Origin of the sequence: Halochromatium roseum, from assembly GCF_016653315.1 — a bacterium.
In the GTDB taxonomy this organism is placed as follows: domain Bacteria; phylum Pseudomonadota; class Gammaproteobacteria; order Chromatiales; family Chromatiaceae; genus Lamprobacter; species Lamprobacter roseus.
The window spans coordinates 16,104-39,426 of the sequence record NZ_NHSH01000039.1 but is presented as its reverse complement, the minus strand read 5'-3'; the positions used below and the strand labels follow the sequence as shown (position 1 = coordinate 39,426).

The following is a 23,323-nucleotide window of genomic DNA, read 5'->3' as shown; positions in this document are numbered from 1 at the left end:
GGATGCGGCTGCGGAGACAGACATCGCCGACCCCGAGGTCGTGGCGCGCTTCGACCAGTCGATTGAAGATCTGCGCCAAGCCGGCGCTGTCATCCTCGATCCGTTCCGAATTCCCGATCTCGAGCGCCTGACCGATGCCACGGGTTTCTGCAGCCGTTTCCGCTACGATCTGAACCGCTATCTTCAAACCTTGGGACCAGAGGCCCCCATCCGCTCTCTGGATGAGGTGGTGGCGAGCAACCAATTCTTGCCCCAGAGCGCCGGAGCGATGCAGTGGGCCATGGCGGTCGACGCTGATCCCAGTTCACAACAGCCGCCCTGCGTTGACGTCCAGGGTGATCCGCGACGCAAGGCCTTGCTCGAAGCCGTCCTCGCCGCGATGGATGAACACCAGATCGACGCGATCATCTACCCCAGTTGGAGCCATCCGCCGCGCCTTCTCGGCGACAGCGAGAGCCCGCACGGCAACAACAGCCCAGTCATTGCGCCCCATACCGGGCAACCGGCCATCACGGTGCCGATGGGGTTCAGCGAAAGCGGCCTGCCGCTGGGCCTGCAACTGCTGGCGCGGCCGTTCGATGAGCACAAGCTGTTCCAATATGCTTACGCCTATGAGCAAGCGACCCAGCACCGTCGTCCGCCGCCCGGATTTGGTCGCCTTCAGCCTGAGGCGGTCGTCGCGCCACGGTGACGCTCACCACGGGAACAATGGGTTCGGCGACGACCTCAAGCTCAGTCGCTGCTCTGGGTCACCGTGCCGTCTGGTCCCAGTGAGCAATCGAACCTTTCCACCTGAGTACCAGTCATCGCACGGATGGTGATGCGGTTATCGGAGGCCTCGGCGATCCCCTCGTACTGGCTGCCGGGCGGCAGAGAGGCCTCATGCGACTCGAAGCAGTCGCGGCCCACCCTTGGATCAACATCCTGAGGTGGCTGTTGCTGCCCGCAAGAGAGTAGCGCTGCTGTTGAAACGACAACGAAGATGATCGGGACAGGGATTCGCATGCACAGTCTCCAAGGGGTTGCTTGCTCCGAAGTGTAGCGACTTACGCCTGCGTCCTGCGTGGCCATCGTGGGAGGGACAGCGACAATCAACAACAGGGCGGCTTCAGGACGAGCGTCCGTGGCATGTCAAGGGTTCGAAGCGCTCGATGCGCAGTGACCAGCGATGCTCCGCGGCGTCGAGTACGATGCAGGAGGGTCCGCCAAAGGTCCGTGCCCGGCCCGCAGCGCCGGGATTGAGCACCCAGGGCTCCGCATCGCGATCGGCGATCAGACGGTGGCTATGCCCATAGACAATGGCGCGGGCCTGCGGGAAGCGGCGGCGCAGACGCTCATGGCGATTCCGGGCGGCGAGCTGGTGGCCGTGGATGACCGCCAGTGTCCCACCGGGTAGCATCAGGTTCTCGTGCTCTCGCAGGCCATCCAGGACCTGCGCTTGCTCTGGCAACCACTTGCGTGGAAGGTCGTTGTTTCCGATGACGGCGATGACCCGTCCCTGACGCGGCCGCAGGCGCTGCAAGACCTCCGCGTTACCGATATCGCCGCCGTGAACCGCCAGGTCGCAGGTCGCTACCAAGGCCTCCACCCGCGCGTCCAGGCAGCCGTGAGTGTCGGCGAGAATGGCCACGCGAAGCACGGGAAGGGTGTGTTGGGCTGCGTGCCAGGGTCACCTGATCGCGAGCAAACACGCTTGTCTCATCGAATTTAGGGTCGCTTGGATGTCGATCACCTTCATCGTCTTGCTGACTGCTGTTGCGGGATGATGCTGCGGATGCGCTGGTTCACTGATCATGAGGCCGCCACGTCATGTCTGACAACCCCGCAGATGAGCTCGATTCATTGACCGACGGGCCCCCGGATGCGCACTGGACCCTGGTCTTGGCCCATGGTGCGGGTCAGGGCATGGATTCACCCTTCATGGCACAGATGGCCAGTGCGTTGGGCCAAGCCGGGATGCGGGTGATCCGTTTCGAGTTCCCGTACATGGCCGAGATCCGGCGCACCGGCAGGCGCAAACCGCCGGACCGGGAGCCGGTGCTGCTGGAGCGCTGGAATCGGGTCATCGACCAGGCGCTTGCCGCGGGGACTGACGCTCGACGCCTGCTGATCGGCGGCAAATCCCTGGGCGGGCGCATGGCCAGTCTGATCGCCGATGAGCGAGGCGTCGCCGGGCTGGTCGGCCTCGGCTACCCGTTCCATCCGCCGGGAAAGCCGGATCGGCTGCGCACCGAGCAACTGCGCGGCCTGCGCACGCCAACGCTCATCTGTCAGGGCACCCGCGATCCCTTCGGCACGCCGGACGAGATCGCCGGCTACGCGCTCGCGCCGTCGATTCGACTGGCCTGGATCGAGGACGGGGATCACAGCTTCAAGCCGCGCCGGCAATCCGGCCGCAACTGGGAGCAGAATCTGGATCAGGCGGCAGAGGCCGTTCTCGGCTTCGTCGCTACGCTGTGATCGCGCGGAGTGCGTGCCGCGTCTGGGTTCGCAACCAGGATCGGATCGGATGCGCGCAAGGCACCCATACCGCCGGCCTACCGTCAGGACACGACCCGTTGCCGGGTCGGTCTGACACGCGCCGCATCGTAGCCTTGCGCGACAGCGATCGCCATGGCCTGGTCAAAGTCTTCGGGTTCGATGCGCGGAGCGCGGGCGATGAGCCAAAGCCGCCTGCGGCTTGGCGTGCCCATCAACGCCCATCGGTAATCAGGGTCCAATCCAATCACCCAGAGGTCGCCTCGGATCAGCTTGAAGAAGCGCAAGATCAGCTTCGAGCCACTCGGATCGGCGGGATGAACGCTACCGTTGACCTCGCTGCGGCGCATCCCCGCCTTCGCGTTATGGGCGACGGTTTGGACGAAGATGCGCCCATCCGCACGCTTCGTATAGGTCGCGGTCACATTGACGCTGTCCTGCCAAGGGCCGTCCGCCTCGAGATTGGGTAGCCTGGCCACCTCGAACCAGGTGCCCAACAGCCGATCGAGATCGACCCGAGCCACAGTCGCAGGCGGCTGGCGAGGCTTACCGAGGCGCCCTGGAAGCAGCGCGCGCAAGGCCAAAAGGGGGCGCTTGATCATGCCTCTGGAGTTGGGCGTCGATGGCGACGAAGCAACCCGCGCTTCGATGCGGTTGGTGCTTTCCCCCTGTGCTGACTCGCCTCGATCACCCGCGCTTGCTGGCTCGTTGCCGCCTCCAGTCGCGCCCGTTCAACACCGCTGACACGACCAGCGCCGCCAGCGCCAAGCCGACGACCCAAACGTCGATGAGCATCGGATTCCAGGACGTACCCGTCAGCGCGTCGGCGTAGTACTTGATGTACGACGCAGGCAATGCGGTCTCGCCGAGGGCGGCTTTGATCTGCCAATGCCAGTCGGTCAGCGGGCAGTAGCCCCAGCCGTACCAGGCGCCGAGCCCGACCCAAGAGCCGAGCGTGAGCACCACCACAAGCAGGTGCAGGCGCCGGGTGGGTGGCCACATCCAGCCGGTGAGGATGAACAGCACCAGGGCCGCGTGTAGCAGGAACAGCGCTTGGTCGAGCAGCCGGAATGTGAAAGCGTCCATCGTGACCTCCAGTCTTGCCGTCAGGGGTGTCCTGCTCGCGGTCGAGAACCCTCGAGATCCGAGACTCGGCCCCGTCCTTCATCGAGCGCTACCGGGTCATGCTCAGGCCATGACCCTGTCGAACTGCGCTGCCAGGTGCCCGGAGCCGTCCTGGGAGGGCCGAAACGGAACCAGCGGCATGCGCTCCGGATAGAACGGTCCGCGCTGGACCTCAGCCCATGATCAGGACTCAACCCGGGTGAGGCGTGCGCGAAAGAATGGGGCGTATTCGGGGATGCCATAGAGGTTGCCGATCTTCATCGCGGTGGGGATGATAAAGCCCTGATGGGTCGCATGGGCCAGCGTCCGCGCGCCAAATGTTCATGCGCAATCTTGTTCCCCGGTCCGATCGCCATCAGCGTGATCGGTAGACCGTCGTTCACCTCACTCGTGATAGCCCGAAGGTGCGATATGGAATACATTGCCGAGCAGCTGATCCCCTTCGCGGTGCGCGCACCTTCCGGACACAACACGCAGCCGTGGCAGTTCTCGGTGCATCAGGACGGGATTCGGATCTTTCCTGACCTGTCCCGGCGCCTGCCGGTCGTCGACCCGGACGATCACGCGTTGTTCATCAGCCTCGGCTGTGCGCTCGACAATCTCATCGTCGCAGCCGCGCATCAGGGGCTTGCCGCCAGGGTCGAGTCTTTCCCCGCCGATGAACCGGAGCCCTGTCTGCGGGTTCGGCTGTCGGAGGGCGCCAGTGAGAACACCGACGCCTTGTTCCGCGCCATTCCCGAGCGCCAGTCGAACCGCGGAACCTACGACGGACGAGCGATCGACGCCTCCGATCTGACCGCGATGCTGGAGGCCAATGGCTGCGAGTCCGTGCAGATACGCCCGTTCCGCGTCGGCGATCCGGACATCGAGCCGCTCATCGACTTCGTCCGGGAGGCCAACATCGTCCAGTTCAATGATCCGGCCTTCGTCGCGGAGCTGGTGTCATGGATCCGGTTTACCCGGCGTGAGGTATCGACTCGACAGGATGGCCTCGCCGCTGCGGCATTGGGTTTTCCCGCCGTGCCGCGCTGGCTCGGCCGCTGGATCATGACGAGGCTGGTGAAGCCAGAAGGCGAGGCCGATCGGCAGGAGAAGGCGATCCGTCAGTCCTCGCTGCTGCTGCTCTTCATTGCCCGGGAAAATGACAAACGCCATTGGGTCGATGTCGGTCGCAGCTTCGAGCGCGTCGTGCTCACCGCGACCTCGCTTGGCATCGCGCACGCCCACGTCAATATGCCCTGCGAGGTCGAGCCGATTCGCAGGCGGCTTGCGGCTCACCTGAGCCTGAATGCCGGCGAACAACCGCTGCTGCTGATTCGCCTTGGGTATGCCAGGAAGCGACTGCCGGCCTCACCGAGACGACCCGTCGATCGGGTCCTGCGACGAACATCGTGCAACGGTGACAGCGTCCACTGCTCCATTCAACGGAAACGATCGCATGCCGTTTTCGACTGATACCCAAGGCCGAGAAGACGTGATCATCGAGCTGTTCCGCGCCACCTTCACCGCCTCTGAGGGCGCGGAAGAAGGCGCCCTGATCGGCAGTCTGGTGCACAATCTGCTCGCCAGCACGGCGCAGCAGGATCGCTTCGTCGTCATCGCCGAGGAAGAGGGCGCGATCATCGGCGGCATCCTCTTCTCCAGGCTGACCTACGAACAGGATGAGCGAACGGTGTTCGTGCTCGGCCCGGTCGCCGTGGTCACCGATCAGCAAGGGATGGGCATCGGGCAACGGCTGCTGAACCAAGGCTTAGCCGCGCTGCGCAGCGCCGGCGTCGATATCGCCATGACCTATGGCGATCCCGGCTACTATGCCAAGGTCGGCCTCAGGCCGATCAGTGAAAAGGATGCACCAGCTCCATTCACGCTGCAGCAGCCCGGTGGCTGGCTGGCGCAGTCGTTGACGGACCAGGTGATGACCCCGCTCAAAGGACCCTCGCGCTGTGTCGAGGCACTCAACGATCCAATGTATTGGTAGGGATGATCCGCATGAACGCCGACGACTTCGGCCATGTTCACGAGAGCAAGCACGCCGACTCAGCCAGCCAGGATCCAGCGTCGCTCGCCGCACTCGGCTGGCAACCCAGCTTCGCCGAACAGACCAGCCCGGAGGCCCTCTCAGCAACGCCCCCAGCCCGCGTCGTCGCCGTGCATCGCAGCGGCCTGCAGATCCTGGGCGCTGGCATCGATGAGGCCCTCCCACCGCGAGCCGACGTCACCGTCGGCGACTGGCTGCTGCTCGATCGCGCACAGCCCCGGGCGAGCCACCTCCTGTCCCGCAACAGCCTGATCAAGCGCCGCGCCCCCGGCACCGACCGGCAGGTGCAACTGATCGCCGCGAACATCGACACGGTCTTCATCGTCACCTCCTGCAATCAGGACTTCAACCTGGCCCGGCTAGAGCGTTATGTCGCGCTAGCCTTCGAGGCCGGAATCACGCCCGTCATCGTGTTGACCAAGGCCGACCTGGTGACCGATCTGCCAACCTGGATCGACGCCGCCCGCAGCGTCTCCGATCGGGTCCCGGTCCTCGCGCTCGATGCTCGCGGAGACGACCCACAGGACCGGCTGTCGCCCTGGTGCCAGCCAGGCCAAACCGTCGCCTTCCTCGGCTCATCCGGTGTCGGCAAATCCACGCTCACCAACGCCCTGGCCGGCACCGATGCAATCGCCACCCAGGTCATCCGCGAGGACGACGCCAAGGGGCGTCATACCACGACCCGTCGCGAGCTGCACCTGATCCCCGGCGGCTGCCTGGTGCTGGACACCCCGGGCATGCGCGAATTGCAATTGGCGGACGCCGCCTCCGGCATCGCCGAGACCTTCGAGGACATTGAGGCCCTATCGGCGCACTGCCGATTCGGGAACTGCCAACACGAGCGCGAGCCCGGCTGCGCACTCCGTGAGGCCATCGAGCAGGGCCAGCTCGACCCCGCGCGGCTGCAGCGTTGGCGCAAGCTTCTAGCCGAGGACCGCTTCAACTCCGCCAGTCTTGCCGAGCGTCGGACCAAAGATCGTGCCTTCGGCAAGATGGTCAAACGGGTGCTGAAGGAGGGCAAGCCGCGCCGCGGGTTCTGATCAGCGAGACGAGACGAGCTCTCAGGCGCAGCCTCCATCGGCAGCATCACCGACGGCGGCTCGATGCCGTCATCGCAGCGCCAACGACGGGTCTGTCATCCAGGCTCGGACAGGGCGACGAGACCATGGACGGCTCATCCTCGCAACAATGAGCCGTCTGTCTGCCCGACCTTCAAGCACGACAAGCCCAGACTACGATAGCGCGCGCACAGCGGGCAGCCCTGATCAAAGCGCCCTTGCTCGGTGACCAGATACTGGATCTGGCACTGTGGACAGGATCTCAGGCGCGCACGGCCCATCCGCAGATCACGCGCCAGCATCCAGCACAGGGTGATCTCCAGGCTGTTCTCGGCACCCAGTACCAGCTGCGCCAGATCATGCGCCTGGATCATCGCCACAATCGACCGCGAGCACCGATCCTGCCCGTGCACACCGCTCGAGGCCAGCTGCAAGCGCCGATAGAGCACCGCGAAGACCGACGCACACAGCTGGCCGTGGCGGGTCGTGATCGCCGCCCCACCGGCCGTCGGTAACTGACCCGATCGCGCCGGCTCACCATGCACCTCCCGATAGAGCGCCCGCAGCGCATCCCGCGCGACCCGCGTCTCCCAATGCACGATCGACAGGCGCGCTCGCCGCGCGATCAAGGCCAGCGCCACCTGCATGCGGGCATGCCGCTCAAGCATTGGCTGAGCCGACATCAGGACAACGCCGAGCCGTTTTTGTGATCCTGATCCTGATCGTGATCGGCATCGGCCTCAGGATCACCGAGCTGATGCAACAGCAGATGCAGTGCCGGCAGCGCCGCATCCACCGACGATCGTGCGCAGGCCGCGAGCAAGCGCTGCGGCTCCGCCGGCAAGCGCGGTTGGAACACCGTCCCCGGCAGTCGCGCGAGACGCTCAACAGCCTCCGAGTCGGCGGTTGCCAGCCAGGGTGCCAACGGCGCCTCGAGACCAAACAGCGACCGCGCCAACGCCGGCTGCGCACGTAGACCATCGCGGGCCGTCTGCAGATAGGCGCGGTTCAGACGCTGAATCGAGTCGACCAGGGCTTCAGGAGAGAGCAAAGTCGTCATGGCAAGTGGACCTCAAGCAAGCTTAGTCAGACAGGTGAAGGGCCTCCAGCAGGCGCGCCCGATCGGCGACGAGCTGGGGGTCGGGTTCGGAATCGATGGAGGAGGGCTCAGGGGGCGATCGCGCATCGGCCTCGGGCGGAGACGCCGTGGTTCCTGAAGCAGGCTCAGCGTCCACGCGCGACTGACCACTCAACCCCAATAAGGCCAACTGCCGCAGCCGGTCCGCACGCCCGCGCCGCGAAACGCGCATCAAGCTGGCGAACAGCTCCGGATGCCGGCGTGCGCAGACCCCGACCTGGATGCGCAAACGCTCAGCGGCAGCCATAGTGGAAATAACCGCGCGCATTGGCGCCGACTGGGTCTGCGGCCTGATGCAGCGGCACCCGGGGAAAGACACGCTGCACCATAGGCGCGAACAACGCTGCACCACCCCCGCTCAGCAACAGCAGGTCGGGATTGGTCTGCTCATGGCGCAGACCCTGGCGCAGCGCCTCCAGTGCCCGTTGCGCCACCTCGCGCGCGGCCAACTGCAGCACCGGCGCCAACGCCACCCACTCACCATGCAGCAGAATCCGCGAGCGCTGCGCCGCCAAGGCCTGCTCGATCGCCGCCACCGGCGCCTTGCCGCCGCGCCCGACACACAGGCGCGCCGCCGCCGCATCGATCAGCACACTCATTGCCTCCAGACTGGTCCCTGAACGTGTGCGTCGCAGATCGCCGTTGACCAGCACCGACCAGTCCACCGAAAAGAAACCGACATCGATCACTAGCACCGTGCCGGCACCGATGCGCTCGATCAGCGCGGCATCGGCCTGCATCAGCAGATCGACAAAGGCGCCGACCGGCTGGGCGATCACCCGAACCTCGGCGATCTCCACCGAGCCCTCAGCCAGCCGCTGCCGGCCTTGCAACCGTCGGCGCAAGTGCTCACGCGCAGTTGCATCACTGGCCTGCGCCACCGGCAGTCCGGTCACCAGACGGTCGATGCACGTCTCACCGACGAGTTCCAAGGCCGCTAACACCAGCGCCTGATAACTATCGCTGGCGGCATAGTCCTCATGCAGCGCCCGCTGCCAGCCCGAGACCCGCGCCGGGTGGATGCCAGCGATCCAGGGCTCGCCATGCAGCGAGAGCCTGATCCCCTCGGCAAGCCCCTCGCGCGTGCCTGACGACACGCCCGCCAGGCGCTCGGCGACATGCGCCTCGGGTGCCGCCACCGCCGGCATGATCCGTTCAAGCGGCGGCTCGCCGCAGCCACCCGCCGCAAGCTTCAGATTGCCGTATCCAATATCGAGACCGACCACCACCATCGAGAATCCTCCATCACGACTGCAGCACGACTGCAGCACGACAAACACCGACCAGAGGCCCCAGACACCGCCACCATTGGGCCGCTCCGGAACCCCAGCACGACTACAGCACGACTACAGCACGACAAGAGGATGCCGCCTCTGACCCAGGCACGAAACGGAAAGAGATGCCGAAAAACGGCATCTTTCCCTGCTGCGCCGGTGCTGAACCGCGGGCTAGGCTGTGCCGAGGCTGCGCGTCAGGTGCGCACCGCTATGCATCGAGTCGAGGTGCGCAGCGGCCCTGACCAGCATCGCTTAAGCCATTGACTGCGCATCGGGTTTTGCAGATGAGCAGGCCTAGGCTGAACGCCCTGATGGGCACGGGCGGCCGACAGGACCGTCAAGACCCGACGCAGGCCCAGGTGCCCAGTGGTCAGGCCGCAGCTAGGTGCGCAACGGCTGCCCAAATTCCAGATGAGCAGGGCCGTTTGGACGACGACTGAACAGAGGATTCAAGTCATTGATCGATCGAGTCAACAGGTCGCAGCGCCGAGGGAGCAGCCGGTGGCAAAGCCGCCTGGTGCGCAGCCCTGAGCCCCTAGTCCAGGTGGACGCCCATGGCTGAGCCCGCGCACAAACCCACTGATCCATCCCAAAGTCCCCTGGTGACCCCGCAGGGGGCTGCTCACCTGGATAAGTGGTGGGCAGGGGGGTCGACATGCGGAGGTTTACTCTCGCTCGAGCCGCTCCCTGAGCTGGTCGGGCTTGGCTTCGAGGCCGAGCGCGAGCGCCTGCGCTTGGTCGCTGAGGGGATCGAGATCGAGACCATGGAGCAGCTGCGGGCGCAGCGTTTACGGATGCAGCGTGGGCGCGATGCCCGACTCGGGGTGCGCATTCGAGCACCGCGGCGCACCGGCGGCAGTTTCACCATCGAGTGGTTCCTGGCGCGCGGTCCCGGTCGCACCCTCTATCTGCCGCGCGGTGAGGCTGATGTCTATACCCGCTCGAGCTTGTCGGCCGCCATGCCCTGGGAGCGACGCATCGCGCTCGAGGCCGAGCAGCGCTTCGGTGAGATTCGACTGCGCCTGCGGTGGATGAAGCAGGCCGAGCTGCGGCTGCAACAGGTGCTGGTCCGGCTGACGCAGCCGTTGCCGGGGGATCAGTGTTCGGACGATCAGGCATCGGACGATGATGTCGATGCCGCTGGCGACCAACGATGAGTCTGTTGCACCGCTTACGCCAGATGACAGGCATCCCGGACCCTGCTGGCTCGCTGTCGTCAACGGTTGAATCGATGCCGACTGTTGAAGCGCCAACTGCGATGACCAAGCCCGGAGGTCAAGTCGAGTCGGAGCCAACGCCGGAATCAGCACCGGCGTTGGCACCAGCGCCAGCGCCAGCGCCAGCGTTATTGGACGAGGAGATCCCACGCTACCCACCCTTCCTCAAAGGCTTGCCGCTGCCGCCACTCGAGCGACTGATCGCCACCCAGGCCGAGCTGATCGCGCGGCTGCGCCGGGAGTTGGCCCTCGGTGACGACGAAGACGACGGGAGCGAGCGCTGGGCCACCTACATCGCACCGGTGATCCACCGCTATGCCGCCTTCGTGCATCTGATCCCGGCCAGCGAGGTGCATCATCATCGCGGCGCCGGCGGACTCTATCGCCATGGCCTGGAGGTCGCCTTCCATGCCGCACGCGCCAGTCGCGGCGTCATGGTTGGGCTCGATAGGCCGCGCGTCGAGCAGCGGCGTTTGGAGCCACGACTGCGCGCAGCCGCCGCACTCGGCGGTTTGCTGCACGATACTGGCAAGGCGTTGGTCGATGTCGCCGCGACCGATCGTGATGGCCGCACGACCTGGTCGCCGATCGACGAGGACCTGACCGACTGGGCCAGCCGCCACGGCCTCGAGGGCTATTTCCTGCGCTGGCGTGAGCGGCGCGCTCACAACGGTCACGAGGTGTTCAACCTGATCGCCCTGAAACGTCTGCTGCCGAGCCGGGTCGAGCGCTGGCTCTCGCAACCCGATCCGGGGCTCTACAGCGGATTGGTGGCTGCCGTGACCGGCGTGCCCCATAGCAGCGTGCTGGTCGAGTTGGTGCGCCAAGCCGACCGCCACAGCGTCGAGCGGGATCTGCGCGAGCAGCGCATCGCGCCGATCGATACCGCCGTCGGGGTGCCGGTCGATCGCTATCTGCTCGATGCCATGCGTCGGCTGCTGCACGACGGGCGCTGGCAGGTCAATGTGCCGGGTGCGCGGGTCTGGTTGTTGCGCGATGCCGGTCTGCATCTAGTGTGGCCGGCCGCCGCGCGCGATATCACCGAACTGCTTGCCGCCGAGCGCATCCCGGGGATTCCGCGCGATCCGCAGAGCATCGCAGAGCTGCTGCTCGAGCGCGGTCTGGCGGTCGCTCGAACCGATGCCCTCGGCCGGGAGGTGACCTGGCGATTGGCTCCCGGGATCATGGCATCGGCGGGAAAGCAACCACCCATGCTCAATCTGCTGCGGCTGCAGAGTCCGGAGCTGTTGTTTCCGCATGGTGCCCCGGCCGCTGTGGATCTGGTGGCGCGGGAAGAGGTTAGCGAGGCGGGTACCCGAGTGACGTCGCGCTCTGAGGCAATTGCGCCAGACGCTGATGGGCCTGGTACGGACGAGGTCGGTGATCTGGCTGATGCGCCGAGGGCTGGGGAATCTGCAGCAGCCGAAAGCAGGGTGTCTGATCTGGAACGCGGAGACGACGTTGCGTCTGACTTGGACGGCGCATCACCGTCCTCAAATGGTTTGCAGCGCCCGCATCGCGATCCCGATCCCGATCCCGAAGAGGGCACGCCCAGTGTCCTCGGTGCATCACCACCAGCGGCTGGCTCAGCGCCCGCTTCCGCTGTAGGCCCCGCGTCAGTGATCAGGCCATTATCGGTCGCAGAGCCGGATCAGTCCCAAAGGGATGCCTGCGCTGCGGCCCGTGTCTGGCTCACCGAACACGGCCCTGGCAGCGCCCAACTGATGGCCCACCTGATCGATGTGGCCCCGCCGGCGGCTCATGAACACCGGTTCGCTTGGCGTGATGATCTCCTCTGGCTGCCGTATCCGGCCTGGTTCAAGGCCACCGGCTGGGAGCCGACCCAGGCGGCGGAGGCGCTCAGTGCTGAATGCGCCCTGGAGCCGGACCCCAGAACCCCGATGCGTCGGGTGCGTGAGTATGACGGCGAGCGCTGGCTGGTCTTGACCGCTGAGGTGTCAGCACGGTTGCGGTTGCTGGTGGAGGAGGGAGGCTCAGGTCAAACCACCGTCGAGCCCAATTCGGAAGACTCAGCACAACCCTTAGCGCAGCTGTCAGCGACATCGGCACCGATACCGACATCGACATCAACGCCAGCGCCGATACCTCCAAGTCCCCAGACATCTCCCAACCGGCCAGCAACCGCGTCGGGTCAAGTAACAACCCCGCAGCATCCAAGCGAATCCACCAACCCGGAGGAACCCACCAACAAGCCACCGCTGATCCCCGCCATCCTTGCTGACCTCGAGCGCCAGCACGGCCCCGGTGATGGCAGCCAAGTGCTCGTGCTCGATAGCACAACCCTCAAGGCGCTGGCCAAACGCCACGGCCTCGGCGTCTACAGCCTGCGCCAGCGCCTGCTCACGGACCCGCGCTTTCGGCTCGGCGCGCATCAGCGCATCGAGGTCCAGCGCTGATGCAGCGCTATCACAACCCTTGGCGCGCCAATCATGAGGCCGTCGCGGTCGGGTTCTGGCTGTTGCTTGCCGCCTTCGCCTTTGCCAGCGCCGGCCATTGGCAACTGCACCCGGGCGCCTTTCGGCTCTTCGCCCTGTTGGCCCTGCTCATGGCCCTGAGCTGGCTGCCGGGGGCCTTGCGCCTGCGCGCCCTGCACGCCAATCTGAGCGGACGGGTACAGACCTTCGTCACCGTCGCCGAGCTGGCCGCGACCACACAACGGTTCCAGGGCCAGCTCTGGCTGGGCCGCGGCTTCGAGTGGGAGCGCGATCAGGCGCAGCTTGCGCACGACCTGCTGCGGATCGGCCCCTCGCGACTGACCCCGATCTCAACCACCGCGATCGGCGCTCACTGGCTGCATGGCCTCGCGCCGCGCGAAGACGACCTCGCCGTGCCACTCAGCACCCTGGAAGGCCACCTGCTGGTGGTCGGCACCACCGGCGCCGGCAAGACCCGCTTGTTCGATCTGCTGATCAGCCAGGCCGTCTTGCGCGGCGAGGCGGTGCTGATCATCGATCCCAAGGGCGACCGAGAGCTGCGCGACAATGCCGAGCGCGCCTGCACCTTGGCCGGACGCCCGGAGAAGTTCGCCGCCTTCCATCCGGCCTTCCCGGAGGACTCCTGCCGCATCGATCCGATGGCCACCTTCGGTCGCCACACCGAACTGGCCAGCCGCATCGCCGCACTGATGCCCTCGGAGACCGGCGCTGATCCGTTCAAGGCCTTCGGTCAGATGGCGATGAGCCACATCATCGCCGGGCTCTTGCTGGTCGAGGAGCGCCCGAACCTGCTCAAGCTGCGCCACTACCTTGAAGGGGGAGTCGATGCCCTGGTCGAGCGCGCGCTGGTCACCTATAGCACTCAGGTCGATGCGCGTTTCGATCGCGAGGCGCTCCTCAGCAAGGCCCGTGATAGCCACGGCCGGGTGCAGGCCTTGATCCGCCACTACCGCAACCGCATCGCCCCCGAGCATCCCTCATCGGTGATCGATGGCCTGGTCAACATGCACGAGCACGAGCGTGTGCATTTCTCCAAGATGGTCGCGAGCCTGATGCCAGTACTGGTGATGCTAACCTCCGGGCAGCTCGGTCCCTTGCTCTCGCCCAATCCGAGCGATCCGGATGATCCGCGCGATCTGATGCGCATGACCGACCTGATCAACGACGGCTATGTCGCCTACATCGGTCTGGATTCGCTCTCCGACGGCATGGTCGGCAGCGCCATCGGCTCGCTGTTGATCGCCGAGCTGACCTCGATTGCTGGGGATCGCTACAACTATGGGGTTAACAACAAGCCGGTCAGCGTCTTCATCGACGAGGCCGCCGAGGTGATGAACGATCCCTTCGTGCAGCTGCTGAACAAGGGGCGTGGTGCTGGATTGCAGCTGACCGTGGCCACCCAGAGCTTCGCCGACTTTGCCGCGCGCACCGGCAGCAAGGATAAGGCGACGCAGGTGTTGGCGAATCTGAACAACCTGATCGCGTTGCGGGTGCTCGATGCTGAGACCCAGACCTATATCACTGACAGTCTGCCAAAGATTCGTCTTCAGACCCTGATGCGCACCCAGGCCAGCAGCACCCAGTCCGACAATCCGCTGCTCTACAGCGGCAATGCCGGTGAGCGCCTGATCGAGGAGGAGGGCGAGTTGCTGCCGCCGGCCTTGCTCGGGCATCTGCCGAATCTGGAGTACATCGGGCGCTTGGCTGGGGGACGCACGATCAAGGGGCGGCTGCCGATCCTGGTGGCGCCTGAAATGTTGGTTGATAAGGCTGCCGCTGGACTCAAGACCGAGATTCCGCCAACGGCTGAAGCTGACATGCAGATCCGGCTCGGGTTAGAGAAGGCGATCTTGGTCAGCGATGAGCACGTTCTGCCATCTCCGGCAACTGAGTCTGTGTCTGATCCTGTTCCAGGGGATGATGTTGCGCCTGTCGCACAGGCTGAGATTGCTCAGCCTCGTCCAGGGAACGGCCGACCCGATGGCGACTGACACCCAAACCAAGACCAGTTGGCTCTGGGCGACGACTGTGGCTGTGATCCTACTGGTCATGGAATTTGTGCTCCTCTCGGCGCTGATCCCGGCCGACTGGTCGACCCGCATGCGTGATCAGGAGGTGCGCTGGGTGTCGAGTCAGTTGGGAGAGGACACCGCAACCGCCGTCTTTGCCTCGGCTCAGCGTTGGTACGGAACCGTCTTCTTGCGCTCGGGTCTGGTCGATGCGAGCTATGACCTGCTGCTGCCGGAGGCTGCTGCCGTGCAGGCGACGCCCGAACTCGACAAGTTGGCCGCCGCGCCGCTCTGGCCCTGGGTCAAGACCCGGCTCGACTTAATCTGGTTCGCCGTTTATCTGGCGATCCAGCGCCTGGTCGTATTGTTCGCTTGGTGGCCATTCATCGGCTTTGCCCTGATCGGCGCGGTCGTGGATGGACTCATCCGCCGACGCATTCGCCTGGCGGGGTTCGACTATCCAAGCCCGTTGGCTCATCGGCTGGCGGTGCGGGTGCTGCTCGGACTGGGCTTCCTGCTCGGGTTCGGGCTTTTGTTGCCGCTACCAGTGCCGACGCTCGCGGTGCCGGTGCTGGCATTGATCGCGGCGGCGGCCCTGGCTGTGTTGCTCACGCAGACGCAGAAGCGGGTGTAACCGAATGACCCGCTCATGAGGTGTTTGCCCCCTGCATGACGGGTTGCTGCGGCGGTGTCGCCGTGATGCGCGGCAGTGGCGGTGATCCGGTCGCGACCGGGATGCGCTCCGTGGACAGGAGTCCAAGGTCCGCGGGTATCGCCGCCATGCGATATCCTGGCGGTCAGAGCGCGTCTGGACCGAGCGCGACGATTCGAACGCTATTGGGAACGGCCTGCTCAAAGAACAAGGCGCCGCCGACGGAGCCCTCGGGATCGACAAGCGCGACAGCCCGAGGTGGAATCCGTGCTCCCGATACGCAGACCTGCAGGTAAACCATGACCCTGTCGACGACGCTCATCGCCGTTCTCATTCTGGCCGCACTCGGGGTTCTTGGCTGGCGCTTGGCCTCTCGTCGACAGCGTCTGCCTTGTCCGGTCTGGCTGCGCTGGCTCGTTGAGTTCGACAATCCCTTCACGCGGATGAATCGCGCTGCTGAGATCGTCGCGACCTTGGACTTGACGCCAGGAATGACCGTGCTCGATGCGGGGTGTGGACCGGGGCGACTGACCGTTCCCCTCGCGCGCGGCGTCGGATCGACCGGGCGTGTTCTCGCGCTGGATCTCCAGCCCGGGATGCTGGCCCGAGCGCGGGCCAAGACAGAGGCGGCCGGTCTGAGCAATGTCGATTTCCTGGAGGCCGCTCTGGGGGACGGGCGGCTACCCACGCACGGCTTTGATCGTGCCGTGCTGGTGACCGTGCTAGGGGAGATCCCCAACCGCGAAGCCGCGCTCGCCGAGCTGTATCGCGCGCTGAAGCCGGGCGGCCTCCTCGCCGTCGTTGAAGTTATCTTCGATCCACACTTCCAGCCGCGCGGCACCGTGACGCGTCTTGCCACCGCCGCAGGGTTTTCGGAGCGAGCCTGCTTTGGGCACCGGCTCGCCTACATCCTGCAGTTCGTGAAAGCAGGCAGCGGTAATGCCGCGTGAATCCCGCACTGGCGGCAGAGGCCACCGCAACCGTAGACCTTGACTCCCATCGCCGGATCAGGATGCGCACAGTGCCTGGTCGGCCCGAATCAAAACCGCGCGGAGGTATCGATGGCTCAGCCTGAGTCGGTGGCAACCGCTGCCGTCGAGTGGGATGCCACGACCTACGACCGGATTGCCGACCCCATGACGCGCTGGGGTGCGGCTGTGCTCGATCGGTTGCGTCTCGCCGGAGATGAGTGCGTGCTCGATGCCGGCTGCGGCTCAGGGCGGGTCACAGAGCAACTGTGCCGGCGCCTTCCTCAGGGGCGGGTCATCGCCCTCGATCGCTCCGCAGCCATGGTCGCAGAGGCGCAGCGCCGGCTTGCGCTCCATGCCGAGCGGGTGACCGTGCTGCGCGCCGATCTGGCAAAACCGCTACCACTGCAGTCCGTCGATGCGATTGTCTCGACCGCGACCTTCCACTGGATTCATGATCATGAATCCCTGTTCGCACATCTCGCGGCCGTGCTGCGACCGGGTGGGCAACTGGTCGCCCAATGCGGTGGGGTCGGCAACATTGCGCGGGTCCACGCAGCCGCTAAGGCCGCGGGTGTCGATCTTGATCCCACCCATTTCGCGACACCCGCTGACACTGAGCGACGGTTGACCGCGGCAGGCTTCATCGAGGTGCGCTGCTGGCTGCAGCCGGAGCCGACCCCGCTCGACGCAGGCGAGCCGTTCGAGACCTATCTGCGCACCGTCTGCTTGCGTGCGCACCTCGAGCAGCTGCCGGCATCCGAGCACCAAGCGTTTCTGCAGAAGGTCATGCACCAGCTTGGCGAGCCCGTCATCGACTATGTGCGCCTGAATATCGATGCCCGCCGCTCGGACCTTGAGTACAAAGCATGAGGCCTCGCAGGGTTGCTTATTATCTAACGTTAGCGTTAGATTAAGTCTCCACACCAACCGGAGGCCAAGCATGTCAACGAAACTCCTGCTGCATACCGAGCAAACCTTGGACAACGCCGCGCGGGCAGCGCTGAACCATCAGCTTCAAGCTGAGCTGGGTGGCGAAACGCACTTGGAGCCATCGAGCAAACCGCACCTGTTGTTTGCTTCGCATGATCCGGCTCGGGCGACATCACAGCAACTTCTGGCCGTGCTTCAGAAGCAGGGCCTGTCCGCCCGCTTCGTCGACCTTTGAATCCTGTGGGCTCGAGCCGGGTTACATGGCCATGAAGATCGGCGCCATCGCCGAGCAGCTCGGCACCACGGTGCGTACGCTGCGCTTCTACGAAGAGCAGGGGCTGGTGCAGCCGCGACGCACGCCGGGCGGAACGCGGCTGTACGACGAGGCCGATGTCGCCCGCTTTGCCGCCGTGCTGGCCCTAGCCCGTCTAGGCTTCTCGCTGCAAGAGGTGGCGGCGCTGGCCGCGGTCCGTGCACAGCATGACACCGGCGATGCGGCCAGCCGCGACGTCTTGGCGCGCCTTAGGGCCATGGATCAGTCCCTCGCTGAGCAAGCGGCGGCCATCGAGAGGCAACGGTGTGATCTGGCCCAGGCCCAAGCCCTGGTGCGCCGCTGCCAGGGCTGCAGGCAGCGCCCGGAGCGCGCAGTCTGCGATCAGTGTGAAGTCAGCCATGGTGTCAGCGGCAGCCAAGTCCTGCAGCTGGTCTGGGAGGCCCCGATCCGTGACTGAGGTGCAGCTTGACTGGCGCTACCGACGTGAATGGCCGGACGGCTTTGGCGCCTGCGGCTGGAAGCTCGCCTCGGCCGTCGATGATCCGAACATCATCGCCTCGACGCCTGCCACTGGCGAGCGGATTCCCACCGCGGTGTTCATCCACGACATCCTCGATCACGCTCTCTGTGGGCTGCCGCCGAGTGGCCATCGGGCTGAATCGATCGCGTTGCTGCAACTCGCCGCGCGGACCGGTGCTGATCCGCGCCCGGATCTGGCTCAGATGGTGGATGAGGACCTGCTGCAGGGTCAGGCCGATGGCGAGCTGCTGGAGAGTCTGCTCCCGGATGATCTCAAGGCCCAGCAATTGGAGATGCACCGGAGCGGCCGGGCGGCCATTGAGTCCATGATCGATCGGCTGGGCCGCGAGGCCGTGCGATCGCGCCTGATCGAGCACCTGTTCGAGATCGGTCTCGCCGGCGCGGCGCAAGCAGAAGCGGCCTATCGTGCATGTGGGCTGGAGTACGCGCGCCGCGGTGCGCTTGGGTTGGCGCTACAACGGCTATTCACGCTGGCCGATCAGCAGATTTGCGAGGCCGGCTGGGACCAGGCCTCGGGTTTGATCGCGATTGTTCGGGACCGCTGTACGCTGCAAGTGCAGACACCGCAAGCCTGGTCTGCCGCGAGCGAGTATTGACGGCCATACGCCATGTGCTGCGATGGGTTCAATGGCCCGCCGTCGTCAGCCTCGACTCAGCTGCGCGTCAGTTCCAATTCTCAGTGAGCATAGGTGATTGCCTTAATGGTCTGACCTTCACCGCTACAAGGAATGGAACGCGCGCTGTCTGGGAGACCAGCACCGTATGCCGCGATCGCCGCTACAGTCGAGGGTGTCCGGTTCCATGTCTATCGTGACACTGCGCTTCAATTCCACGCCAGCTCAGCGCGTGTTTGCCAGTACAGCGTCGGGTCCTCGGCGAGCGTCTCGACCAGTGCTTCAGCCTTGTCATCCCAAGGGACTCTGACAGCGTTCAGATTTGACAGCAGCTGTCCCTCCGTGGCGGCCCCACTGAGCACAACTGAGGCCCAGGGCCGGGTGAGGGCGGCGGCCAGGGCCACGGCGTCGAGTGAGGCCTTGAACCGACCGGCGAGGGTCTCGAGCCGCTGCCGTCGAGCCTGGAAGCTTGCCGCCTGATTGCGCTCGGTGAGGCGCCCGTTGGCCAGCGCTTCTTTGATGATGACCGCCAGCCCTGCTCGATGTGCCGCGTCCAACGCCGCCCCGGATGAAGGCTCGAGCAGGTTCCAGGTCGCCTGCACGGCATCGAACAGGCGCACGCCATCGACCTGCAGGGTCAACGCCTGCTCCAGCGTGACGGCCTGCTGTGGGCCGCTCAAGGTCAGCCCAATGCGCGTACCCGCGGCCTTTAGCCGCGCCAGCTCGGCGTGCACGGCTCGATCATCGAGTACACCACGGTCCAGGGTGGCAGAATGGATCTGGTACAGGTCCAGATAGCCGCCTAGGTTGCTCTGGGTCTCCTGCCACTGTCGCTGCAGCACGGCGAGCGAATGGTTCTTGACCTCATGCTGTTCGGCCTCGATGCGCCAATCGGCGGTGTAGGTATAGCCCCATTTTGAGGCGATGGTCAGGGCCTCGGCCGGCACCTCGCGTGAGCGTAGCCACTCGCCCAGGAAGACCTCACCGCGACCATAGGAGCGGGCGGTGTCGAGATAGCGAATGTCAGCACGCCAGGCCGCATCGAGCACCGCGAAGGCGCGTTCACGCATCGCCTCGATGCTGCGCCCGGTGCCAGTATCCTCGCCATGGCCCAGGTTGATGTAGCCGGGACGACCCAGCGCGGCGAGTCCAAGCCCGAGCACGCTCGGGGGCTGTCGACCGATGAGCGGGTGCAGCGATGAAGGGGTTGGCTGGGGCATGATCAAGCGTTGGGGCGATGCAAACGGTTGGATGGATTGGGGCACGATCGCCCGAAACATGAGGCGATTCGCCGGGCCGTTCCAGGCTGAGACCGATCCTGGTGGTGTCAGTCAGAGAATCGCTCAGTCTGACACTTCCATCTCCCGACGACGCATCGGCATCGCATCGATGCGCTCGAAGAGCGCTGGCAGATCCAGTTCGCAGGCACTGGCTTTGAGACCGCCATCTTTGCCGATCAAGAAGACAAAGGCATCGGATCGGCTGAAGAACTGCTGCTCAAGCTCCTGCTTGAGTCGAGCATCGAGCGGCCCTGGATAGTTGGTCTGCACCTGCCCCTGGTCGCGCACGAACCAGAGGATGTCACGCGCATCGATCGCAGCCTGCTCGGCCCGCAGGCGGGCAACCGCATCCGGGATCTGCGCATCCACGACGATGATCCGATGCTGCCAGCGCAGTGAGCCAAGCTCCGCGAGTGGTCGATCGGCACCCTCATCGACTGGCTCGGCGCTGAGCAGCGTGCTCGCCGCACTGAACCCGAGCCCAAGGACGAGGCTGAGCGCCAGATTCAGCCTGAGTGCCGCAAGCGCCAGTATGATGGTTGTCATGACCCTCTCCAAAAACAGCCCATTAGCGTTGCTGATGCAGACCTTTCCCCGGCCTGGCCGTCTGCACTGGATTGGCCTGCGGCCGGCGAAGCGCGCAGCGTTGATCCAGGTCGAGGCCGCGCAGGCCATCACCGGCGCGGGTCTCGAGGGCGATCACTACAGCGGACGCTCCGGCAGCCGCGGCATCACCCTGCTGCAGGCCGAGCACCTGCCAGTGATCGCAGCGTTAACCGATGTCGAAGAGATTGCGCCGGCGACCTTGCGCCGCAACCTGTTGGTGTCCGGCATCAACCTGGTGGCGCTCAAGGGGCAACGCTTTCAGATCGGCGAGGTGGTGCTGGAGGGCACCAGTTTCGCGCATCCCTGCTCACGCATGGAGGAGGTGCTGGGGCCAGGCGGCTACAACGCCCTGCGCGGCCATGGCGGACTCTGCGCGCGCGTGATCCAGGGCGGGCAGCTGCGCGTCGGTGATGCTGTGGTTGCTGTGGTTGCTGTGGTTGCCGAGGGCGCCGACGTCATCGGCAGCCCAGACGCCCAGCTTCCCGGGCTCGAACAGATTGCGTGAATGCCATGCCGACCACCATCCACGACAAATTTGCCTCCATCCTCGCTGAGATCGAGCGGACTGGGTCCGCTAACACCCAACGCCTGACGGTGCTGAAGAAGTGGTTCGAGCCGGGGGATCGACTGCGCGCCTTTGCACGCTGGATGATCGAGCGAATCGTCGCTGAACAACAGGCCTCCTCCAGCGAGGCCGAGGCGCTCATCGCAGAAGCAGGCACCGCCCTGCATGCGACCGACAGCACCGGCACCCCCCATTGGGTCGGGATGCAGCACTTGCTGCGCCGCTTACAGGCGTTTCACTCCGAGTACCGGCGCGTTAAGTCATATCAGGTCCGCATCATTCACGATCGCTCCGTGCTGTTGCTCGAAGAGGCGTTTCGGATCATCCTGAGACAGGCCGATCAGCCCGCCGACGGCTACCGACTCGCCGCAGACTACTGCGAGCACTATGACGTGAGTTACGGCACCACCCTGAACGGCCCGGCCAAGGCACGCGTGCAAGCCATCGCGGATTTTGTCGCGGAGCAGGAAGCGCGGGAAGCCAAGGCTCGGGGCTCATACGTCTCACTCGGCGTTTGAGGTCTCCGTTGTCTCGGCTGAGGATGCCGTCCTCATCACCGTCTCCAACAGCAGCCGATCAAGCGCCGCTTCATCGATCGGCCTTGTCGGCGGTGGCATGACCGCTTCCAGCCGCGTCAGCTCACGATCGATGAAGGCATTGAGGATGGGCAGGGGTGCTCCGACCTCCGCCTCTCCAACCGAGCGCTTGATCACCAGCAACTGCTCACTGGCCGCGCGCAGTTCGTGCTCATCGATCAAGGTCTCGACCAGCGTCTCAAAGCGCATCGGCACCGGACCGCGTTCCTGCTCGATCCAGAGCGTCGCTAGCAACGGGCGCAGCACGTAGAGGTACTTCTTCAACCGCACCTGCTCACGGGTCAGAAAGTCCCGGTCATTGCCACGCGCCATGTGCAGGTAGTGATGAAACGCCCGCTGTGGCTGATAGACAGATTCAGCGAGTGCGCGCAACCGCTGCAGAAACACCGGATCGGCTCGGTAGACGATCGGCGAGTCCAGCCACTCAATCAGCGTTGCGTTGCGCTTGCCGAGCAGCCCCAAGGCCTTGCGCAGCTCCCAACCATTGATATCCAGGTCACCGCTGATCGGCTGCTCGATGACAGCGCGCTGTGGCCGTACCCGCAGGTACCAGGGCAAGGGATGGACATAGAGGAATCGCACATCGAAATCGCTATCCGGCGAGGCAAAGCCCCAACCGCGGCTGCCGGATTCGCAGGCGAAGAGGATGCATACCCCATGGTCGGACTCGACTCCTGTCAGCTGGGCGAGGATCTCCGCACGCCGTTTGTCCATTACCAATGCCCAGTCCCCGGCTCGCCTTTGAACGGGCCAACCAGCTCATCGGTGATCCAGCCGCCGTAGAAGCCACCGGCCTGTGCGCGCACCGGCTCGCCGGCGACGAGACAGCGCAGCAGACTGGGATAGGCGGCAAACCAGCCTGCAATGACGTTTGCCTCACCTTCCGGCTGCGAATAACGCCAAAGCGCATTGCTGGTCCAGCCCGCGCTACCCTCGACATCGAAGTACTCCGCCTCGCCCTTCCATTCGCATAAGGTGCGGCGCGCGCTGGGCCGCAAGTGCGTTTGGTCCACCGCTTCCGGTGGCAGATAGAACGCGGGCGGGCTGCCGGTTTCCAATACCCGGATGGCGCACTCGGTGCGGGCGATCCGCTGTTCGCCGGCAGAGACATCAACCAAGCGCTGGTCCGGCACATAAGCCGGCGGGCGCGGGTAATCCCAGACCGATTCCTGCCCGTCAGCAGGGACGACAGCAAACGCTGGCCGCTGCTGGCCGCGATAGGTCCAGGCGTTGCGGGCGCGCTCAAGATCCTGTGGGTTCATGATGTTTCGCATCTCTGAGTTGGGGTGAGGATTACCAAGGCTCGTTGGCCGGACGCCGATCCAGCTCGAAGGTCCAGACATCCTTTGGCTGGCGAGATGATCAGGTGTGCGATTTGGCAACGCCGGTGCCGGCGCCGGTGGTCATTGCGTAACCTGTGTGCATCGTCTGTGTCTCCTGGACGATGAACGTCCGAACCGGGGCTGTTGTGCTGAGCGCTAGTGTGACCGGTAACCCCA

The 23,323-nt window shown here is 65.2% G+C and carries 30 protein-coding genes; 16 read left to right on the top strand and 14 right to left on the bottom strand.

All coding sequences use genetic code 11. From position 1 onward, the window contains the following. On the top strand, positions 1-691 hold a 691-nt coding region (locus CCR96_RS04045), incomplete at its 5' end, for an amidase family protein (RefSeq protein WP_242518452.1). A 41-nt stretch (positions 692-732) separates the two neighbouring features. Here the strand turns inward: CCR96_RS04045 and CCR96_RS04040 are convergent. Beyond that, the gene (locus CCR96_RS04040) at positions 733-1,005 is read right to left on the bottom strand and encodes a hypothetical protein (RefSeq protein WP_201217645.1); all 273 of its coding nucleotides are present in this window, start codon (positions 1,003-1,005) and stop codon (positions 733-735) included. A 103-nt stretch (positions 1,006-1,108) separates the two neighbouring features. Beyond that, entirely contained in the window at positions 1,109-1,630 is a 522-nt protein-coding gene (locus CCR96_RS04035) for a metallophosphoesterase family protein (RefSeq protein WP_338035803.1), read from the bottom strand. A 179-nt stretch (positions 1,631-1,809) separates the two neighbouring features. Between CCR96_RS04035 and CCR96_RS04030 the strand changes: the two genes are divergently transcribed. Beyond that, on the top strand, positions 1,810-2,460 hold the full coding sequence (locus tag CCR96_RS04030) for an alpha/beta family hydrolase (protein ID WP_201217641.1): 651 nt from the start codon (positions 1,810-1,812) through the stop codon (positions 2,458-2,460). Between the two features lie 83 nt (positions 2,461-2,543). Here CCR96_RS04030 and CCR96_RS04025 read toward each other — a convergent pair whose 3' ends face one another. Together CCR96_RS04025 and CCR96_RS04020 are read right to left on the bottom strand one after the other, a co-directional pair. Further along, positions 2,544-3,080, bottom strand: a complete 537-nt coding sequence (locus tag CCR96_RS04025) for a lipocalin family protein (RefSeq protein WP_201217638.1) — start codon at positions 3,078-3,080, stop codon at positions 2,544-2,546. Between the two features lie 85 nt (positions 3,081-3,165). After that, a complete protein-coding gene (locus tag CCR96_RS04020) occupies positions 3,166-3,564 on the bottom strand; it encodes a DUF2784 domain-containing protein (RefSeq protein ID WP_201217636.1) in 399 nt (132 codons plus the stop codon). Between the two features lie 333 nt (positions 3,565-3,897). Between CCR96_RS04020 and CCR96_RS04015 the strand changes: the two genes are divergently transcribed. The 3 genes from CCR96_RS04015 to rsgA are packed head-to-tail and all read left to right on the top strand — an operon-like array spanning position 3,898 to position 6,681. Next, positions 3,898-5,058 (top strand): Acg family FMN-binding oxidoreductase, encoded by a 1,161-nt coding sequence (locus CCR96_RS04015; protein ID WP_242518450.1) that lies wholly within the window; start codon positions 3,898-3,900, stop codon positions 5,056-5,058. Beyond that, positions 5,042-5,581 (top strand): GNAT family N-acetyltransferase, encoded by a 540-nt coding sequence (locus CCR96_RS04010; protein ID WP_201217634.1) that lies wholly within the window; start codon positions 5,042-5,044, stop codon positions 5,579-5,581. Before CCR96_RS04015 ends, CCR96_RS04010 begins: the two co-directional genes overlap by 17 nt. Before the next feature lie 11 nt (positions 5,582-5,592). Next, complete coding sequence (rsgA, locus tag CCR96_RS04005) at positions 5,593-6,681, top strand: ribosome small subunit-dependent GTPase A (protein WP_201217631.1); 1,089 nt, start codon at positions 5,593-5,595, stop codon at positions 6,679-6,681. A 134-nt stretch (positions 6,682-6,815) separates the two neighbouring features. Here rsgA and CCR96_RS04000 read toward each other — a convergent pair whose 3' ends face one another. From CCR96_RS04000 to CCR96_RS03985, 4 genes are read right to left on the bottom strand one after another with little or no spacing between them, the layout of a single operon-like run. Then, entirely contained in the window at positions 6,816-7,382 is a 567-nt protein-coding gene (locus CCR96_RS04000) for a FlhC family transcriptional regulator (protein ID WP_201217622.1), read from the bottom strand. After that, a complete protein-coding gene (locus CCR96_RS03995; RefSeq protein WP_201217620.1) occupies positions 7,382-7,759 on the bottom strand; it encodes a hypothetical protein in 378 nt (125 codons plus the stop codon). The genes CCR96_RS04000 and CCR96_RS03995 overlap by 1 nt, the downstream gene beginning before the upstream one ends. Positions 7,760-7,781: 22 nt before the next feature. Next, positions 7,782-8,084 carry a hypothetical protein gene (locus CCR96_RS03990; RefSeq protein ID WP_201217618.1) on the bottom strand — a complete coding sequence of 101 codons (303 nt, stop codon included), beginning with the start codon at positions 8,082-8,084 and terminating at the stop codon, positions 7,782-7,784. Further along, a complete protein-coding gene (locus tag CCR96_RS03985) occupies positions 8,071-9,069 on the bottom strand; it encodes a ParM/StbA family protein (protein ID WP_201217615.1) in 999 nt (332 codons plus the stop codon). The genes CCR96_RS03990 and CCR96_RS03985 overlap by 14 nt, the downstream gene beginning before the upstream one ends. Positions 9,070-9,668: 599 nt before the next feature. Here CCR96_RS03985 and mobI point away from each other — a divergent pair. The 4 genes from mobI to CCR96_RS03965 are packed head-to-tail and all read left to right on the top strand — an operon-like array spanning position 9,669 to position 15,430. Next, a complete protein-coding gene (mobI, locus tag CCR96_RS03980; RefSeq protein WP_201217613.1) occupies positions 9,669-10,271 on the top strand; it encodes a conjugative transfer protein MobI(A/C) in 603 nt (200 codons plus the stop codon). Further along, positions 10,268-12,748 carry a MobH family relaxase gene (mobH, locus tag CCR96_RS03975; RefSeq protein WP_242518448.1) on the top strand — a complete coding sequence of 827 codons (2,481 nt, stop codon included), beginning with the start codon at positions 10,268-10,270 and terminating at the stop codon, positions 12,746-12,748. The genes mobI and mobH overlap by 4 nt, the downstream gene beginning before the upstream one ends. After that, a complete protein-coding gene (gene traD / locus CCR96_RS03970) occupies positions 12,748-14,778 on the top strand; it encodes a conjugative transfer system coupling protein TraD (protein WP_476702829.1) in 2,031 nt (676 codons plus the stop codon). Before mobH ends, traD begins: the two co-directional genes overlap by 1 nt. Further along, complete coding sequence (locus CCR96_RS03965) at positions 14,768-15,430, top strand: IncC plasmid conjugative DNA transfer DtrJ family protein (RefSeq protein WP_201217611.1); 663 nt, start codon at positions 14,768-14,770, stop codon at positions 15,428-15,430. Before traD ends, CCR96_RS03965 begins: the two co-directional genes overlap by 11 nt. 13 nt (positions 15,431-15,443) lie before the next feature. Here the strand turns inward: CCR96_RS03965 and CCR96_RS25015 are convergent, their stop codons facing one another. Both CCR96_RS25015 and CCR96_RS03960 read right to left on the bottom strand, forming a co-directional pair. Then, on the bottom strand, positions 15,444-15,578 hold the full coding sequence (locus tag CCR96_RS25015; RefSeq protein WP_274601067.1) for a hypothetical protein: 135 nt from the start codon (positions 15,576-15,578) through the stop codon (positions 15,444-15,446). A 15-nt stretch (positions 15,579-15,593) separates the two neighbouring features. Beyond that, positions 15,594-15,770, bottom strand: coding sequence for a hypothetical protein (locus CCR96_RS03960; RefSeq protein ID WP_201217609.1), 177 nt, complete (start codon positions 15,768-15,770; stop codon positions 15,594-15,596). On the opposite strand from CCR96_RS03960, the gene CCR96_RS03955 reads away from it, so the two are divergent. The 5 genes from CCR96_RS03955 (at position 15,748) to CCR96_RS03935 (ending at position 18,759) form a co-directional block, all read left to right on the top strand. Beyond that, on the top strand, positions 15,748-16,398 hold the full coding sequence (locus CCR96_RS03955; protein WP_201217607.1) for a class I SAM-dependent methyltransferase: 651 nt from the start codon (positions 15,748-15,750) through the stop codon (positions 16,396-16,398). The genes CCR96_RS03960 and CCR96_RS03955 overlap by 23 nt on opposite strands. A 111-nt stretch (positions 16,399-16,509) precedes the next feature. Further along, positions 16,510-17,289, top strand: coding sequence for a class I SAM-dependent methyltransferase (locus tag CCR96_RS03950; protein ID WP_201217605.1), 780 nt, complete (start codon positions 16,510-16,512; stop codon positions 17,287-17,289). Positions 17,290-17,359: 70 nt separating this feature from the next. Next, complete coding sequence (locus tag CCR96_RS03945) at positions 17,360-17,584, top strand: hypothetical protein (RefSeq protein WP_201217604.1); 225 nt, start codon at positions 17,360-17,362, stop codon at positions 17,582-17,584. 25 nt (positions 17,585-17,609) lie between these two features. After that, a complete protein-coding gene (locus CCR96_RS03940; protein WP_201217602.1) occupies positions 17,610-18,080 on the top strand; it encodes a MerR family transcriptional regulator in 471 nt (156 codons plus the stop codon). Continuing rightward, positions 18,073-18,759, top strand: coding sequence for a hypothetical protein (locus CCR96_RS03935; RefSeq protein ID WP_201217600.1), 687 nt, complete (start codon positions 18,073-18,075; stop codon positions 18,757-18,759). The genes CCR96_RS03940 and CCR96_RS03935 overlap by 8 nt, the downstream gene beginning before the upstream one ends. A 227-nt stretch (positions 18,760-18,986) precedes the next feature. Here CCR96_RS03935 and CCR96_RS03930 read toward each other — a convergent pair whose 3' ends face one another. After that, positions 18,987-19,997 carry an aldo/keto reductase gene (locus CCR96_RS03930; protein ID WP_201217598.1) on the bottom strand — a complete coding sequence of 337 codons (1,011 nt, stop codon included), beginning with the start codon at positions 19,995-19,997 and terminating at the stop codon, positions 18,987-18,989. 123 nt (positions 19,998-20,120) lie between these two features. Next, positions 20,121-20,603 (bottom strand): DUF4174 domain-containing protein, encoded by a 483-nt coding sequence (locus CCR96_RS03925; protein ID WP_201217596.1) that lies wholly within the window; start codon positions 20,601-20,603, stop codon positions 20,121-20,123. On the opposite strand from CCR96_RS03925, the gene CCR96_RS03920 reads away from it, so the two are divergent. Both CCR96_RS03920 and CCR96_RS03915 read left to right on the top strand, forming a co-directional pair. Next, the gene (locus CCR96_RS03920) at positions 20,602-21,168 is read left to right on the top strand and encodes an MOSC domain-containing protein (protein WP_201217594.1); all 567 of its coding nucleotides are present in this window, start codon (positions 20,602-20,604) and stop codon (positions 21,166-21,168) included. The two genes, CCR96_RS03925 and CCR96_RS03920, sit on opposite strands and share 2 nt — an antisense overlap. A gap of 5 nt (positions 21,169-21,173) precedes the next feature. After that, positions 21,174-21,746, top strand: coding sequence for a hypothetical protein (locus CCR96_RS03915; protein WP_201217591.1), 573 nt, complete (start codon positions 21,174-21,176; stop codon positions 21,744-21,746). On the opposite strand, the gene CCR96_RS03910 is transcribed toward CCR96_RS03915, so the two are convergent. Both CCR96_RS03910 and CCR96_RS03905 read right to left on the bottom strand, forming a co-directional pair. Further along, on the bottom strand, positions 21,732-22,538 hold the full coding sequence (locus CCR96_RS03910; RefSeq protein ID WP_201217589.1) for a nucleotidyltransferase domain-containing protein: 807 nt from the start codon (positions 22,536-22,538) through the stop codon (positions 21,732-21,734). The genes CCR96_RS03915 and CCR96_RS03910 overlap by 15 nt on opposite strands. Beyond that, a complete protein-coding gene (locus CCR96_RS03905) occupies positions 22,538-23,086 on the bottom strand; it encodes a DUF427 domain-containing protein (protein WP_201217586.1) in 549 nt (182 codons plus the stop codon). The genes CCR96_RS03910 and CCR96_RS03905 overlap by 1 nt, the downstream gene beginning before the upstream one ends. Between the last annotated feature and the right edge of the window lie 237 nt (positions 23,087-23,323).

Excerpts from the sequence above, each read along its gene's own strand:
- CCR96_RS04040 (WP_201217645.1), bottom strand. The coding sequence starts at position 1,005 with ATGCGAATCCCTGTCCCGATCATCTTCGTTGTCGTTTCAACAGCAGCG.
- CCR96_RS04030 (WP_201217641.1), top strand. The coding sequence starts at position 1,810 with ATGTCTGACAACCCCGCAGATGAGCTCGATTCATTGACCGACGGGCCC.
- CCR96_RS04025 (WP_201217638.1), bottom strand. The coding sequence starts at position 3,080 with ATGATCAAGCGCCCCCTTTTGGCCTTGCGCGCGCTGCTTCCAGGGCGC.
- CCR96_RS04020 (WP_201217636.1), bottom strand. The coding sequence starts at position 3,564 with ATGGACGCTTTCACATTCCGGCTGCTCGACCAAGCGCTGTTCCTGCTA.
- CCR96_RS04015 (WP_242518450.1), top strand. The coding sequence starts at position 3,898 with ATGGGCCAGCGTCCGCGCGCCAAATGTTCATGCGCAATCTTGTTCCCC.
- CCR96_RS04010 (WP_201217634.1), top strand. The coding sequence starts at position 5,042 with ATGCCGTTTTCGACTGATACCCAAGGCCGAGAAGACGTGATCATCGAG.
- rsgA (WP_201217631.1), top strand. The coding sequence starts at position 5,593 with ATGAACGCCGACGACTTCGGCCATGTTCACGAGAGCAAGCACGCCGAC.
- CCR96_RS04000 (WP_201217622.1), bottom strand. The coding sequence starts at position 7,382 with ATGTCGGCTCAGCCAATGCTTGAGCGGCATGCCCGCATGCAGGTGGCG.
- CCR96_RS03995 (WP_201217620.1), bottom strand. The coding sequence starts at position 7,759 with ATGACGACTTTGCTCTCTCCTGAAGCCCTGGTCGACTCGATTCAGCGT.
- CCR96_RS03990 (WP_201217618.1), bottom strand. The coding sequence starts at position 8,084 with ATGGCTGCCGCTGAGCGTTTGCGCATCCAGGTCGGGGTCTGCGCACGC.
- CCR96_RS03985 (WP_201217615.1), bottom strand. The coding sequence starts at position 9,069 with ATGGTGGTGGTCGGTCTCGATATTGGATACGGCAATCTGAAGCTTGCG.
- mobI (WP_201217613.1), top strand. The coding sequence starts at position 9,669 with ATGGCTGAGCCCGCGCACAAACCCACTGATCCATCCCAAAGTCCCCTG.
- mobH (WP_242518448.1), top strand. The coding sequence starts at position 10,268 with ATGAGTCTGTTGCACCGCTTACGCCAGATGACAGGCATCCCGGACCCT.
- traD (WP_476702829.1), top strand. The coding sequence starts at position 12,748 with ATGCAGCGCTATCACAACCCTTGGCGCGCCAATCATGAGGCCGTCGCG.
- CCR96_RS03965 (WP_201217611.1), top strand. The coding sequence starts at position 14,768 with ATGGCGACTGACACCCAAACCAAGACCAGTTGGCTCTGGGCGACGACT.
- CCR96_RS25015 (WP_274601067.1), bottom strand. The coding sequence starts at position 15,578 with ATGGCGGCGATACCCGCGGACCTTGGACTCCTGTCCACGGAGCGCATC.
- CCR96_RS03955 (WP_201217607.1), top strand. The coding sequence starts at position 15,748 with ATGACCCTGTCGACGACGCTCATCGCCGTTCTCATTCTGGCCGCACTC.
- CCR96_RS03960 (WP_201217609.1), bottom strand. The coding sequence starts at position 15,770 with ATGAGCGTCGTCGACAGGGTCATGGTTTACCTGCAGGTCTGCGTATCG.
- CCR96_RS03950 (WP_201217605.1), top strand. The coding sequence starts at position 16,510 with ATGGCTCAGCCTGAGTCGGTGGCAACCGCTGCCGTCGAGTGGGATGCC.
- CCR96_RS03945 (WP_201217604.1), top strand. The coding sequence starts at position 17,360 with ATGTCAACGAAACTCCTGCTGCATACCGAGCAAACCTTGGACAACGCC.
- CCR96_RS03940 (WP_201217602.1), top strand. The coding sequence starts at position 17,610 with ATGGCCATGAAGATCGGCGCCATCGCCGAGCAGCTCGGCACCACGGTG.
- CCR96_RS03930 (WP_201217598.1), bottom strand. The coding sequence starts at position 19,997 with ATGCCCCAGCCAACCCCTTCATCGCTGCACCCGCTCATCGGTCGACAG.
- CCR96_RS03920 (WP_201217594.1), top strand. The coding sequence starts at position 20,602 with ATGACCCTCTCCAAAAACAGCCCATTAGCGTTGCTGATGCAGACCTTT.
- CCR96_RS03925 (WP_201217596.1), bottom strand. The coding sequence starts at position 20,603 with ATGACAACCATCATACTGGCGCTTGCGGCACTCAGGCTGAATCTGGCG.
- CCR96_RS03915 (WP_201217591.1), top strand. The coding sequence starts at position 21,174 with ATGCCGACCACCATCCACGACAAATTTGCCTCCATCCTCGCTGAGATC.
- CCR96_RS03910 (WP_201217589.1), bottom strand. The coding sequence starts at position 22,538 with ATGGACAAACGGCGTGCGGAGATCCTCGCCCAGCTGACAGGAGTCGAG.
- CCR96_RS03905 (WP_201217586.1), bottom strand. The coding sequence starts at position 23,086 with ATGAACCCACAGGATCTTGAGCGCGCCCGCAACGCCTGGACCTATCGC.